General features: G+C 66.6%; 14 protein-coding genes. 3 read left to right on the forward strand and 11 right to left on the reverse strand.

The features are described 5' to 3' along the window. Positions 1-577: 577 nt before the first annotated feature. The 3 genes from BSP109_RS15280 to BSP109_RS15290 all read right to left on the reverse strand — a co-directional run bounded on the left by BSP109_RS15280 (position 578) and on the right by BSP109_RS15290 (position 3,375). Positions 578-877, reverse strand: coding sequence for a hypothetical protein (locus BSP109_RS15280; protein WP_101601758.1), 300 nt, complete (start codon positions 875-877; stop codon positions 578-580). Between the two features lie 48 nt (positions 878-925). Next, the gene (locus BSP109_RS15285; RefSeq protein WP_180959785.1) at positions 926-2,983 is read right to left on the reverse strand and encodes a phage/plasmid primase, P4 family; all 2,058 of its coding nucleotides are present in this window, start codon (positions 2,981-2,983) and stop codon (positions 926-928) included. Positions 2,984-3,066: 83 nt separating this feature from the next. After that, positions 3,067-3,375: a DNA-binding protein gene (locus tag BSP109_RS15290; protein WP_101601761.1), complete on the reverse strand. Its 309-nt coding sequence runs from the start codon at positions 3,373-3,375 to the stop codon at positions 3,067-3,069. A gap of 376 nt (positions 3,376-3,751) precedes the next feature. Between BSP109_RS15290 and BSP109_RS15295 the strand changes: the two genes are divergently transcribed. Continuing rightward, complete coding sequence (locus BSP109_RS15295; RefSeq protein ID WP_374700176.1) at positions 3,752-4,105, forward strand: YitT family protein; 354 nt, start codon at positions 3,752-3,754, stop codon at positions 4,103-4,105. Positions 4,106-4,255: 150 nt separating this feature from the next. Here the strand turns inward: BSP109_RS15295 and BSP109_RS15300 are convergent, their stop codons facing one another. Then, complete coding sequence (locus BSP109_RS15300; protein WP_101590148.1) at positions 4,256-5,467, reverse strand: N(5)-(carboxyethyl)ornithine synthase; 1,212 nt, start codon at positions 5,465-5,467, stop codon at positions 4,256-4,258. Positions 5,468-5,614: 147 nt separating this feature from the next. Between BSP109_RS15300 and BSP109_RS15305 the strand changes: the two genes are divergently transcribed. Together BSP109_RS15305 and BSP109_RS15310 are read left to right on the forward strand one after the other, a co-directional pair. Beyond that, positions 5,615-5,974 carry a VOC family protein gene (locus BSP109_RS15305; protein WP_101590143.1) on the forward strand — a complete coding sequence of 120 codons (360 nt, stop codon included), beginning with the start codon at positions 5,615-5,617 and terminating at the stop codon, positions 5,972-5,974. Positions 5,975-6,251: 277 nt separating this feature from the next. Beyond that, the gene (locus BSP109_RS15310; protein ID WP_101601764.1) at positions 6,252-6,644 is read left to right on the forward strand and encodes a hypothetical protein; all 393 of its coding nucleotides are present in this window, start codon (positions 6,252-6,254) and stop codon (positions 6,642-6,644) included. Between the two features lie 168 nt (positions 6,645-6,812). On the opposite strand, the gene BSP109_RS15315 is transcribed toward BSP109_RS15310, so the two are convergent. The 7 genes from BSP109_RS15315 to BSP109_RS15345 all read right to left on the reverse strand — a co-directional run bounded on the left by BSP109_RS15315 (position 6,813) and on the right by BSP109_RS15345 (position 12,415). Then, positions 6,813-7,772: an AEC family transporter gene (locus BSP109_RS15315; protein ID WP_101601766.1), complete on the reverse strand. Its 960-nt coding sequence runs from the start codon at positions 7,770-7,772 to the stop codon at positions 6,813-6,815. Between the two features lie 62 nt (positions 7,773-7,834). Beyond that, positions 7,835-8,284, reverse strand: coding sequence for an alternative ribosome rescue aminoacyl-tRNA hydrolase ArfB (arfB, locus tag BSP109_RS15320; RefSeq protein ID WP_101590140.1), 450 nt, complete (start codon positions 8,282-8,284; stop codon positions 7,835-7,837). Between the two features lie 93 nt (positions 8,285-8,377). After that, a complete protein-coding gene (locus BSP109_RS15325) occupies positions 8,378-8,851 on the reverse strand; it encodes an FABP family protein (RefSeq protein WP_101590139.1) in 474 nt (157 codons plus the stop codon). Positions 8,852-8,914: 63 nt separating this feature from the next. Next, positions 8,915-9,724 carry a VOC family protein gene (locus tag BSP109_RS15330; RefSeq protein WP_101601768.1) on the reverse strand — a complete coding sequence of 270 codons (810 nt, stop codon included), beginning with the start codon at positions 9,722-9,724 and terminating at the stop codon, positions 8,915-8,917. A 102-nt stretch (positions 9,725-9,826) separates the two neighbouring features. Beyond that, positions 9,827-10,573, reverse strand: a complete 747-nt coding sequence (locus BSP109_RS15335) for a helix-turn-helix transcriptional regulator (RefSeq protein WP_257944736.1) — start codon at positions 10,571-10,573, stop codon at positions 9,827-9,829. A gap of 40 nt (positions 10,574-10,613) precedes the next feature. Next, positions 10,614-11,096 carry a DUF1990 family protein gene (locus BSP109_RS15340; RefSeq protein WP_101601771.1) on the reverse strand — a complete coding sequence of 161 codons (483 nt, stop codon included), beginning with the start codon at positions 11,094-11,096 and terminating at the stop codon, positions 10,614-10,616. Beyond that, positions 11,093-12,415, reverse strand: a complete 1,323-nt coding sequence (locus BSP109_RS15345; protein ID WP_180959786.1) for an FAD-dependent oxidoreductase — start codon at positions 12,413-12,415, stop codon at positions 11,093-11,095. Before BSP109_RS15345 ends, BSP109_RS15340 begins: the two co-directional genes overlap by 4 nt. Positions 12,416-12,581: the final 166 nt, after the last annotated feature.

Here is a 12,581-nt window from a genome sequence, read left to right on the forward strand (position 1 = left end):
GTCTGAGGATCGGCCCGGCTGAACAGGTCGTGGACGATCTGCTCCGTGCGCCGCCGGCCGCTCGCGGCCCGCCGCTCGTCGAGCTTGGCCGCCTCCTCCTGCGTGAGCCGCAGCATGACGTTTTTCGAGCGCTTCTCTTCCGCGCTCTTGCACCGCTTCGCGCGCTCCTCATCGGGCATCGAATGCCCCTTCCTCGGCATCGCTCTGCCCTCCCTTCTCGCACCCTCCGGCGCGCTCGTTTCTGCACTCCGTGCGGGCCAGCGCGCTCACGCGCACGGCCCTGCTACTCCGTCGTCCATCCGCCCTCCTCCGCATGCTCCACGGCCGCCGACTCCGGTGCGGGCACCGGCTCATCGACCCCGTCGCGGCTCGGCCTTATAAACCACCCCCGGCCTGGTGGCCGGTGGCGGCTTATAAGGCCTCACGGCGAGCAGTCACGTGCGTAACGCGGGGGGCTTATAAAGTCCCCCCTCGTTACACACGCGATCAGCTCGCTCAGGAGGCGCTGCCTCCCGAGACCCTCCGCCCCGCGAGCGGGGCCCCGACGGGCGGCTGAGCCGCCCGTGCAACCTGCGGATCACAGGCGGCCTCCGCCGTCATGATCCTGACCCGCGTGGACCGTCGAATCTCCGAGGCTGTGGGCCACGGATTCGTCGTTCTCGTGGGCCACCAGCTCGGTGTCTCCGTGGCCCGCGGCGTCGCTGCTCGGCAGTGAGGCCCGTGCCGCGTCGATACGCGCCGCGGTGCCCGTGACGTCCGGGGCGAGGAGGTCGGCGACCTCCCGGCCGAACGCCTCGTACTCGCGCTTCGTCTGCGCGCGCTGCTTACGCTTCAGCTCCGCGATCTGGTTCGCGAGAGCGTCGCTGTTCTGTGCCATAACCTGCTCCTTCCGAGAGCTATTAGGTCCTGTTAGGTGATCCGACGACTACGAGACGCGCTCGGTCGCCGGAGGTACGTGATGCTCCTGCCGGGCGATGTGCGTCTGGATCGCCGCAAGCGTCGCCTGCCCCTCGGCGAACTGCTCTGCGCGGGCCTCGGCCGACTCTTCGGCTGTGCTGCTCGGCGGGGCCGAAGCTGCGTCGTCGGCGTCCGCATGAAGGGCCGACATGCGAATGACTCCTGTAGGCTGGTCGGCCAGCTTCGACCGGACCCCAAGCGGCAGCTGCTGTCCCACCTGCCCGGGCCAACCTTTGAGGCCGAACTCCTGCGTCAGGGGCTCCCACCTGTGGCACTTCGTCATGGTGCGCCACCGCCGCCTGGTATCCGGATCGACGTGCCACTCCTCATCCGCTTCGATCACGCTCGCGATGTGCTCGATGAACTGTCGGTTCGAGATCGGACGCCCGGAAGGGTGCTGCTCCTTGAACCAGCCCTTGAACAGGTCGTAGAGGAACGTGAACGGCAGCAGGTCCCACTGGAAGGACTCGCGGAACTCGAACCAGAACGCGCGCACCGGGTCGTTGAAAGCCTTGTAGTCATCGAGCATCTTCTGGCTGGAGGCCGGCACGTCGAGTGCGTAGTAGTCGTCCATGAACGTCCGCTCCGGCGTGCCGAGGACGCGGACGAGGACGTACTGGAGCACGTCCTCGCGCTGGAGGAACTCGTCCTTGATGTAGCGCTTCTCGATGCCGGTGAAGCACTTCTCGAAGGGGATGAACACCTGCCTGCGGTAGAACGACTCCGAGCGGTCGGAGACCAGGGGCTTCTCGTTGAGACACTGGACCATGAAGCCCCAGAACTGGAAGCTGATCGGGTCCTTGTGCTTGCGGTCGACCATGAGGTAGTCGTGGGTGGTGATCGCCTTGAGATTCGCCGCCTTGTCAACGTAGGTGCCCACGTCGTTCTCGTCGGTGAGGATGGCTGTGGCCCCGGCCAGCTGCTGCAGGGAGAACTGCTCACCCATCTTCGCCAGCGGCAGGGATACACATGAGCGCAGTCCGATGAGGTTGCGCATCATCGCCACGAGTGTGCCCTTGCCGTTGTTGCCGCGGGTGGAGTAGAACCACGCCGACTTGTTCCAGGAGACGTAGGGGCGCAGGGTCGCGCCGACGATCTGCCAGAGCAGGTCGACGATCTCGGGGTCGTCGGACAGCGAGCGCATCCAGGACTCGACCGACCAGGTCTGGCCCCCGCACACGGAACCTTCCACGCAGTCGGCGCGGATGCAGCCGTCGACGTGGGGTTCGTCGATGGCGACGTCGCGGGCGTCCGAGTTGTAGTTGACGGCCGCCTTGCCGGTGATGACGTACTCCGGTGAGAACGGCATGAGCAGCTTGGTGCGGTAGTCGAACAGACCGTTGCCCAGCGGCAGCAGGTCGGGGTCGATCGTGCGCTGACGGCGCGGGGCCAGGGAGCGCACGCGGTTCTCGACTTCCTTGACGGCACTGTCGTTGAGGTCGGGGGCGTAGGCCCGGGCCAGCGTGGCGATGTGGTCGACGTTGAGCTCGTAGAGACCGGCGTTCTCCCCGGTCGTGCAGTAGACCGAGAGCATGTCGCGCTCGGCGGTCTGGCCGGGGGCGTAGATGTTGACCACGTGGTGGATCTCGGTGATGATGCGCGCCACTGCCAAGGGCGGCAGGGTCGTGAGCCGCCTGAAAGGCCGCAGCGCGTCTGAGGCCTTCATCTCTGTGCCGTCCTCGTCGAACTCCTTGATAAAGAGCTTGCGGAACTGCGCGATGTTGGCGTTCACGAAGCGGGACAGGGCGCGCCCGATGGCGACCTCGCAGCCCGAGAACGTGGTGTTCTTATACGACTTCTCGATGAGTTCACGCGAAGGCTTCGCGCCCTGAGGCGGAGGCGGTGCGACGGCGTAGCGATGCTCGACGAGCTGACCCCGCAAACCTCCCCAAGGACCGCCGGGAGCGAAGAACGCGCGGACCAGCCTGTCAAGGAGATCGGGATACAACAGATCGGTAATCCTCGCCGCGCCCACCGCGCCGCGCACATCGACGTAGTCGTCGACCCCCTGGGAGATCTCGTCCAAACTGGCGCGTGCGGTAGACCTGTCGGCAGAGCTTGCCTTGTTCTTTGGAACCCCGGGTGCCCGCCCGGGGTTTTTCCTTGCGTTCATCGCTGCGCCACCTCCGCGGGGACGAAGGCGGGCGCCAGGCGAGAGAGCTGCTTCGCGGTCAGGTGAGGCGCAGCCGCGACGATCCGCTCGATAGCGGCGTCAACTGCGGCCTTCGACTCGGGTGCGCGGAGGGCTTCGAGATCGGCGACGCGTACGAGGTAGCTGCGGCCATCCTTGCGTATGTACGGCAGCTGACCACAGTGGATGCGATTGCGGAGAGTGGAGTACGAGCCGTACCGACGAGTAGCGGCGGCTTCGGGGAGCGTCAGCTCGGCGTCGAGCTGCGGGTGATCGTAGCGAGGCATCGGCTTGCCAGTCCTTTCGGTCTGACAGCGGCGCTAATACCGCAACGTCTCCAGTATCCCTGGAGCTGTCTAGGTATTAGCCAACCTTGCCGTCTCGCGGGGGCTCGCTACTGCCATGCATCCCGCACAGAGCGCTCATTTGGCCGCTCTCTGCCACCACCCGCCTGATGCTTCAGCTTCCGACTCAGACACTCACGGGTGATTGAGCTCGTCGGGGCCTATCCAGGTCGCGTTCGCTTTGGACGACCCGCGTGCTGGAACCGCGGGTCGAAGGGTTCGCTGTTTGCGTCCGCCCGACCGGCCGGCCGAGCTTGCATCGAGCTTAGCGCGTTATGACGCGTTGAGTCAAGTATGCTCTAAGTCGATACATAGCGCGGTGTCCGGTCTCGCGGTGCTGCATCCGCTCCTGCTGCCGTTGCCGTCGCTCATCGACGACCCGCTGACCGGTGTGTATGCGGCGATCGTCGGGAACCTCATGGCGGGCACAGGATTGCTGGTCCTGTTCCGCCACGGATCGTCGCTGGGCGGGTTCAACATCGTGGCACTCATCGCACAGGAGCAGTTCGGATGGAGGGCCGGCTACGTGCAGATGGCGTTGGATCTGTGCGTCGTGATCGGTGCGCTGTTCGTGGTGCCCGTGTCCAGCGTGCTGATCTCCGCACTGGGTGCCGCGCTGCTGAACGTGGTGCTCGTGCTGAACCACCGCCCGGGACGGTACACAGGGTACTGACGCACCGGCCTCTCAGAGGTGTATCGCCCGTTCGCCGCCGTCGTTTCGCAGCGGCGCAATGCTCGCAGCGGAGCAATGCTCACGGGCAGGGAGCTCCATCCATCGACTCTGCGGACACAGGGAGTCTTTACGCGCTCGAGTGCAGGGCTGCTACGCCGTGCGGGCGTGAGGATAGTCCGCTGCGCGACTCTGGAAGCTCAGGATGCTCGTGTTCCTGATCACTCCGTCGTGGATCTCGACCGCGCGGTCGATGGTCTGGTTCTTCGTCCACGCGGCAGGTCCTTCCAGCACCGGACGCAGGAACGGCAGGATCGCCTCGCTGATCTCCCAGGTGGCGGAGTCCCACAGGTACGACGGACTGTGATCGACCGCGTAGTAGTGCACTCCGTCGCCGACGGTGAACATCGGATCGTCGAATCCGGTGGGCTTCGCCCACTCGAATCCCATTCCCTCGTCGCACGAGACGTCGATGATCAGACTTCCCGCGGCGAATCCGTCCAGGTCCTGTGACCGCAGGTACGTCAGCGGTGCAGCCACGTCCTGGAGCGTGCAGTTGACGACGATGTCGTGCGCTGCCAGGAACTCCGGGAGCAGGACCTCGCCGTCCGACGTGAGTACCTCACTGAGGTAGGGCGGGCGCCCATCGGTCTGGAGCTGGGTGATGTGGGCGGCATGGATGGGGGAGCCGACTGCGGCGGAGCCGCGCTGCGTGAGAACTTGGATGTCGTGGATCCCCTGCGCTTTGAGCGCGGTCACTGCGCCTCGTGCCGTCGCTCCGAAGCCGATGACGACAGCGCTGAGCCGCGGCCCGTAATCACCCGTCGACCCCGTCAGCTGCAGAGCGTGCAGGACGGAGCAGTAGCCGGCGAGCTCGTTGTTCTTGTGGAACACATGCAGGTTGAAATCTCCCCGACGGGTCCAGTGATTCATCGCTTCGAAGGCGATCAGCGTGAGCCGACGGTCGATCGCGGTCTGTGTCAGCGCCGTGTCCTGCACGCAGTGCGGCCACCCCCACAGGATGCGACCTTCGGGGATCGATGCCACGTCTGCGGCCTGGGGCTTCGGGAGCAGGAGCACGTCAGCGGCCTCGATGACCTCGACGCGGTCCGCGATCCTGCCCACGCGAGACTCGACGTAGCCGGGCTCCAGCTGGAAGTCAGCGGCGTAGCCGCGCTCGATGATCATCCGTGCTCGCACGTCCGGGTCGATCCGGTCCAGGTGTCGGGGGTGAATCGGAAGGCGCCGCTCGTTCTCCATCGTGGAGCTTGCGAGAACTCCGAGGGAGAGGAGTCCGTCGTCCGGTGCGGCGTCGCCGGTCGGAGCAGTTGAGCCAGCTGAGGACGGTTGAACGGTGCCGGACATCCGGCCTCCCATCATTGGGGAACCGAGGTCAGCTCCTCTTCGACTATACGCCGACCGGGTGCTGATCAGGGTCGAAGCACGCCTTGTCACCGTTACCCGTCGACCGCGATACTTCATGGAAAGAACTTCATCCACCGGAGGTGCGCCATGCAGGGCCCACAGCATCACACCCTCAGCTACATCGAATTCGGCGTGACGGACCTCGCCGCGACCCGCGCCTTCTACGAATCCGCCTTCGGCTGGAGCTTCAATGACTACGGTCCGGCGTACAGCGGGATCAGAACACCGGACGGGGCCGGTGAGATCGGTGGGCTGAACCCCGGCGCTCCGCCCAGCAACGATGGGCCCCTCGTTCTGCTCTTCTCCGATGACCTGGAGGCCACGGTGGAAGCGGTGAAGACAGCGGGCGGCACGATCGTGTCGGGACCGTACGAGTTCCCGGGCGGTCGGCGGTTCGAGTTCACCGATCCGAGCGGGAACCGGCTGGGAGTCTTCGCTGCGGCGTGATGGACAATAGGTAGACGCGCTTGATTCGTCCGTGAGTCGGTGCTGCTGGTACGCCCCACGTGCGAAGGAGATCGATGTCTCTCATCAAACCCATTGAGCGAGCACCTCTCGAAGGTGATGAAGCGATCGAAGGCATCCCCGACACGTACGTGCATGACTTCTGGCGGTTCGCTCTGCCGAACCTTCAGGTGAATACAGCTCGGGGTTGGTTTGCAGAGTTCCTTGGAAAGCTGTTGGGATCGAGCGTCCCGTCAGAATCGAATGGGATGATCACGACGTGGTCTGGGACGGGATCCGCATCGAGGTGAAGTCGTCGGGACGGATGCAGATGTGGGTGCAGAAGAAGCCCTCAGATCTGCGCTTCACCGGCCTCAGCTCCCGTTCGTGGACCGCCGATGCGGTCGATTACGCACCCGAGCGGAGCTACAACGCCGACCTCTACGTGTTCGCAGTGCAGACAGCGGAGACGCACGAAAGCTATGACCCTCTTGATGTGAACCAGTGGCGATTCGCCGTCCTGCCCGTTGCCGCTGTTGAAGCTGCGGGCTATCGGTCGCTCAGCTGGACCGCAGCGGAGACTCTCGCCGGTGGCGACATCGGATTCGCGGAGCTTCGGAACGACATCGTTCTGAAATCGGGCCGCATGACCGCAGTCGATCCGACGACGTAGGTCGGTGCGCTCACCTATCCGTGGTGCGATGACGTCGAAGAAGAGGGGACTGACGCCCCGCAGGGTGGTGGTCCCATCTGCCCTGCTCCTAGACTGGTGAACGTCGTACTGACTTCTAGGAGGCCGACATGCTGAACTTCCTGCTCCGCCTGCGACGACTGCGCGGCGCTACAGGATGATGGCCGCGACGGAGAACGTCGCGAATCCGAGCACCGTCGACAGGAGGATCACTGCGGCGATCCGACTGCTGTCTGCTCCGAGCTGCTCAGCTAGCATCGCGGCGTTCGCGGCGGACGGCAGCGCGGCGACCAGCGTGAGGACGAGGAGGTCGTCCTGCTGGAGCGGCAGGCCGGCGAGGATCGCAAGACTGCCCAGCGTCCACACCAGTGCGGGATGGAACAGCAGTTTCAGTGCCGTCAGCAGGCTGACATCGGCAGTGAGGACTCTGCGCTTCGTCGAGTCGTGAGCGCTGGTGTCGGTGTTCTTGCGGGCGAGCACGGCGCCGATCGTGAACAGTGCGACGGGAGTCGCCGCGGTCGCGAGCAGGGAGACCACCTGGTCGAGAGGTCCGAACAGAGACGTGCCGGTCGCTCCCCACAGCGCGCCGAGGATGATCGCCCACGGCATCGGATTCGCGACGACTCGGGTGAACGATGTCTTCACCCTCGACGCTACGGTTCCCTCGTTGCCCTGCTGGGAGACCGCCAGGGCGATCGACTGCATGATGACGATGTCGACCAGCAGCGTCGTGACGATCGGGCCGGATGCCTGATCGCCGCGCAGTGCGGCGATGAGCGGCAGTCCCATGAAGCCGGAGTTCGGGAGGACGGCGATGAGGCCGCCGAAGGATGCATCGAGCCAACTGCGCCGCTGACCGAGTCCGATCGCAACGGCCAGTCCCAGGACCACGAGGCCGGAGACCAGCCAGACGAGGATGGTCGTGGGGTTGAGGAGCTGCGCCACGGGTGTGTCCGCGCCGAACTGGAAGAGCATCGCCGGCAGCGCGATGTAGAGGACGAACGCATTGAGTCCCGGGACGGAATCCATCGGGACGATCCGGAATCGTGCGGCGAGGAACCCGAGCAGAATCACCGCGAAGAAGGGGACGATCACGGAAAGGGTGTCCATGCGGACCTCCTGTCGTGATCGTCTCCACTATGTCGCCAACCAGGAACGATACCGCGAGTGGTCTACTCCGCTCCCGGCCGCTTCCGGTTCTGCTTCTTCTCTGCCCGGATCCGCTTGGCCTTGAGCCGTCGTCGCTTCGACCCGCGCGTCGGTCTGGTGGCACGGCGGACGACCGGTGGAGCCACCCCCTCGCGCAGCAGTTCTGCGAGCCTCTGCCGCGCCGTCGCCCGGTTCCGCCACTGAGAGCGGTGTTCCTCCGCACTGAGAGTGAGCACAGTGCCCGAATCGCCCACCAGTCGCGCGGCCAGGTGCTGCAGAACGCGCGCCCGCTGCTGGTCGTCCAGTGCGGTCGTCGTCCCCAGATCGATGCTGAGCTGCACCTTCGAGTCCGCCGTGTTCACGTGCTGGCCGCCGGGTCCCGACGACCGGGAGAACTGCTCGACCAGCTCAGTCGCCGGAACCACCAGACCGCGGGGCGCGCCGGGCCCCGATGCCACCTGCAGATCATCCACGCGCGCAGGTCCCGATCCGGTTCACTCGACCGGCCCGGTTCACTCGACCGGCCCGTCTCACTCGACCGACCCGGTTCAACTGACCGATCCGTCTCACTCGACCCGTCGCAGCTCGGAGCTGAGGTGATGCGTCATCGGCACACCGACCGCAGCCATCGCGAAGGTCGTCGTGAGCGTGTCACCCGTCAGATCCAAACGACGAACAGTTCCTTCGACGGCCTTCGCGCTTCCCGAGTTCATGACCCGGGAGCGCAGTTCGCAGCTGAAACCGTCGGGTCCGGCTTCCAACGCGCCTTCAGCCAGCTCGGTCTGACCCGTCGGCTGCGCGAGGACGAATTCGACGATCCCTTCCGCCGACACCCGCAGGAAGCCCGTCTCCGTGTGCATCGGTGCACCCTCCGGCGACTGCGTGCGCTGCACGTAGTGGAGGAAGGGCTTGCCCACGTCGGTGAATGTGACGTCCTCTGTGTACTCGAAAGACGTGATCGTGGGGTATTCGCCCCGGCCGGGACCGCGCCAGGTGCCGATCAGCGCGGCGACGGGCTCGAGGCTGGGATGCAGTGCCATGCCGCCAAGACTACCGAAGCGTCCCGCAGCCGCGACTCCTGCGCCCCAGCCCCGATGACGGCCTCAGCCCTCCGGCACCGCTTCACTCATCGCGCAGATCTGGAAGGTCGCTCCCTCCGGGTCCGCGATCGTGGCGATCCGTCCGAACGGGGAGTCGACCGGCCCGTCGAGCAGCTTCCCGCCCAGCTCCGCGACCTTCTCCACCGCCGAGTCAGCGGCTTCGACTCCCAGGTAGACGCGCCAACCGGCTGCCTCCTCGGGCATCACACCGGTCGCATCGCCCAGGCCCCAGCTGGCGGTCTCACCGGGGCCGTTGGTGACATACCGGAAGCTGTCGTCGTCCATCGACTCGGACATCGACACGAGGTTCGCGTCGAACACGGCGGTGTAGAACGCGCTCGCTTCGTCGAACCTGTGCGTCATGAGCTCGAACCAGACGGGGGAGCCGGGCTGCCCGGTGAAGTCGTAGCCCGCTAGGTCCTTGGGCTCCCACATGCAGATGGGTGCGCCTGTCGGGTCGATGACCATCGCCATGCGCCCCGAATCGCCGATCTGGTCTGCCCTCATCGCGATGGTCGCGCCGTGCTGCTCAGCCTTCTGCAAGCGAGCATCGAGGGCGTCGACCGTGAGATACACGCTCCATTCGGACGGGATGGGGTTGCCCATGGGGCACGTCATGCCGGTGACGTCCATGGCGCCGCCCACCAGCCCGTCGCCGTTGCGGATGAGGTTGTAGCTGTTGAACTCGTCGCCCAGCTGCTCGAACGTCCAGCCGAACAGTCCGGTGTAGAAGTCCTTCGAGGCGGCGAAGTCGTGTGCGCTCACGTCGATCCATGCGCTGGTTCCGGTGACCGTCGTCGTTGTCGTGCTCATGATTCCTCCTGCAGCCGAGGGGCGCGTGGCCCCGGTGATGACTCCACGCTAGAAGGGCGGTGGACCCGACCTTTGTCCGATCCTGCGCACCTGCCATCGAGGTCAACGCGTGCACAGGCTGGGCAGAGCCGTGAGGAGCGGGACGGGCGGTTCGGTGTGTGACACATCGAAGCGAAGAGTGATGTCCTGCGAGGCGGTGAGCGGAGCCGGATGCACCGCGACCACGGGGTCGGCCGGCACCAGCTGAGCCAGCGGATCGGCGTGGGCCGGAACGGCGAACCCGAGGAGGAAGGGCGCCTGCGCGCACAGGGGCAGGCTGATCTCCTGGACCCCGGAGACCAGTACTCCGGACAGCGGCAGTCCGATGGGTGCGGGGTGCGGGTACCAGCCCACCCACACGGCGGCGTCGCCGCGTGGGCTGAAGTCCGCGGCGAGCTCGATCGTCACGCGTACGCTTCCGGCGCCGGGGGCCAGCAGGCTGAAGGGACGTGGTGGCTTGTCGCTGATGCGGTCTGCCAGGCGACGCAGCTGTGCCGGCGGGACGCCGACCGCAGAGCGGAAGCGTCGGCTGAAGCTCGACAGCGAGTCGAAGCCGACTTCCGCGGCGACATCGATCACGGAGGCGGTCTCCGTGAGCAGGAGCTGCTTCGCGCGACCGACCCGCAACGCGGTGAGGTACTGCCCGGGGCCGATTCCCACGTGCCTGGCGAACAGGCGGGAGAAGTGGAACGGACTGTATCCCGCGTGGTCGGCCAGGTCGGCCACGTTCAATTCCGGGGCACGCTCCTGCGCGAGTCGCGCGGACGATGCCAGAGCGCGCTCCGTCGCAGAATCCGTGGTGGCGGTCACAGTCATGAGTGTACGGAGACCTGACCGCGCTGCCCACCCCTCACGAGAAGCTGAGTGCCCGGAGATAGCGGCGACGCACGACCAGCTGGACCAGCTGCAGCACGGGGAAGAGAGCGCGCCAGGGCTGTCGCGGAGACGGTCGGGTCAGAGACCGCACGGTGACGATGATGCGGTCGCCCTCCCGGTGCACGATGAACGCTTCTTCGCCCGATACCGGGTGACCGGGGAGCGTCCGATAGGAGAACCCGACCCGGTCGTCGGTGTCGATGACCTCCATGACCTGGATGGGCTCCCTCACGGTGACGCCCGGGAGGCGAGCGGTGACGATGAGTTCCGCACCGGCTGTCGCGGGCTGATCATCCTCGACGTGGAACCCGCTGCGCGTCTTCACCTCCCACCGCAGGAGGTCGGCCGCCGCACGCTGCCATGTCTCCTCCCCGCGACCGACGAGCGCGGAGACCTCTGAACGGCGGAACCCCGTCGCAGCGCCGGCCGGCCAGACTGTGAGATGCGGCGCCGTCATGCGCGGAGCCTCGTGCGCGGAGGCCACTCCGCGCGCTCCGTGGCCGGCGAGGACGATCGGCCGGGGCGGCGGGCCCATGCCGGTGCCCTCTCCGGACGGAACCCGACGCCGACGATGTACGCCGGGACTGCGGACAGGATCGGCAGGGCCTTCAGAACGCGGCTGAGCAGCCTGGGCACAGTGACTTCCCGTCCGTTGAGTCCGGGCATGATGATGAGTCGCTGGACCACACGCTGCATGCCCTGGGTGAGCACCGTCGGGAGAGCCCGCCGGCGCTGCACCCGTGCAAGCACGCGCTCTTCCAGGGGTGCAGCGCTGTCCGTGAGCGACGGCGCGAGGAGACGTGCTGTGGCGACGGCGTCCTGGACTGCCAGGTTGATGCCGACCCCGCCCACCGGCGACATGGCGTGCGCGGCATCTCCGATGCAGAGCACACCGCCCGCATACCAGCGGCGGAGCCGGTCGATCCGGACGTCCAGGTGTTTGACCGCGTCCAGCGAATCGATGCCGCTGACGTCATCCGCGACTTCGGGGAGGAGTGCCGCTGTCTCCGCGCGCAGGGCCTCGAGGCCTCGCGCGCGGAGAGCCGCGTCGTCGCCCTTGCGGCCCAGTCGGGCCACCTGAAGATAGCCCTCGCGGGGGATGGCGATGAGGACGCGTCCGTCACGCATGCGGGGCAGCAGCGAGCCTCCGACGCGGCTGTCCGTGGGGACGCGGTACCACCAGGCGTCGAAGTCGACGGCTGCTTCTGTGGCCGGGAGGCCGACGTCCCGGCGGACGACGGACCATCGCCCATCGCAGGCGACGGTCAGATCGGCGAGTATCCGTCCGGTGCCGTGCGGCGCGGAGTAGTCCACGCCGACGACCCGGTCGCCGTCCCGGACGACTCCCGTCACCTCGTGCTCTGTCAGCAGCGTGAAGGAGGGTTCGCGAGCAGCGGCGTCGGCGAGGAGGGCGAGCAGATCCCACTGCGGGACCATCGCGATGTACGGATGCCGCACGGTGAGGCGGGAGAAGTCCGCCAGTGTCGCGCCTTCATCGTCTGACCCCGGGAGTCGCACTCGCTGCAGATGGGATTGGGGGAGCGCGTCGAAGGTCTCGAACAGCCCCAGGTCGTCGAGGAGGTCCAGGGTGCTGGGGTGGACGGTGTCGCCGCGGAAGTCCCGCAGGAAGTCCGCGTGCTTCTCCAGCACGGTGACCTCTATGCCCGCTCGCGCGAGCAGGAGGCCGAGGACGAGGCCCGCCGGGCCTGCACCTGCGATGACACAGGCGTTGTGCGTCGTCCGGTCCTCGTCTGTGGTGTCGCTCGGAGTGTCCACGGTCCCGCCCTTCCCCTCTCGCCTCAGGGTACGACCCCGTGGGGTTACCCGCAAGCTGTAGACACGTGAGCCACATCACGCTGCATGCGTGAGTGACGTTTCCTGCTCGCCCTCGACAGTCTCAACCGCCGCGACCATGCCCTGCTCGAACTCCACCGGCGGCACC

This window comes from Brevibacterium sp. Mu109 (genome assembly GCF_900169375.1).
GTDB classification, from domain to species: Bacteria; Actinomycetota; Actinomycetes; order Actinomycetales; family Brevibacteriaceae; genus Brevibacterium; species Brevibacterium yomogidense_A.

Excerpts from the sequence above, each read along its gene's own strand:
- BSP109_RS15280 (WP_101601758.1), bottom strand. The coding sequence starts at position 877 with ATGGCACAGAACAGCGACGCTCTCGCGAACCAGATCGCGGAGCTGAAG.
- BSP109_RS15290 (WP_101601761.1), bottom strand. The coding sequence starts at position 3,375 with ATGCCTCGCTACGATCACCCGCAGCTCGACGCCGAGCTGACGCTCCCC.
- BSP109_RS15300 (WP_101590148.1), bottom strand. The coding sequence starts at position 5,467 with ATGTCCGGCACCGTTCAACCGTCCTCAGCTGGCTCAACTGCTCCGACC.
- BSP109_RS15305 (WP_101590143.1), top strand. The coding sequence starts at position 5,615 with ATGCAGGGCCCACAGCATCACACCCTCAGCTACATCGAATTCGGCGTG.
- BSP109_RS15315 (WP_101601766.1), bottom strand. The coding sequence starts at position 7,772 with ATGGACACCCTTTCCGTGATCGTCCCCTTCTTCGCGGTGATTCTGCTC.
- BSP109_RS15325 (WP_101590139.1), bottom strand. The coding sequence starts at position 8,851 with ATGGCACTGCATCCCAGCCTCGAGCCCGTCGCCGCGCTGATCGGCACC.
- BSP109_RS15330 (WP_101601768.1), bottom strand. The coding sequence starts at position 9,724 with ATGAGCACGACAACGACGACGGTCACCGGAACCAGCGCATGGATCGAC.
- BSP109_RS15340 (WP_101601771.1), bottom strand. The coding sequence starts at position 11,096 with ATGACGGCGCCGCATCTCACAGTCTGGCCGGCCGGCGCTGCGACGGGG.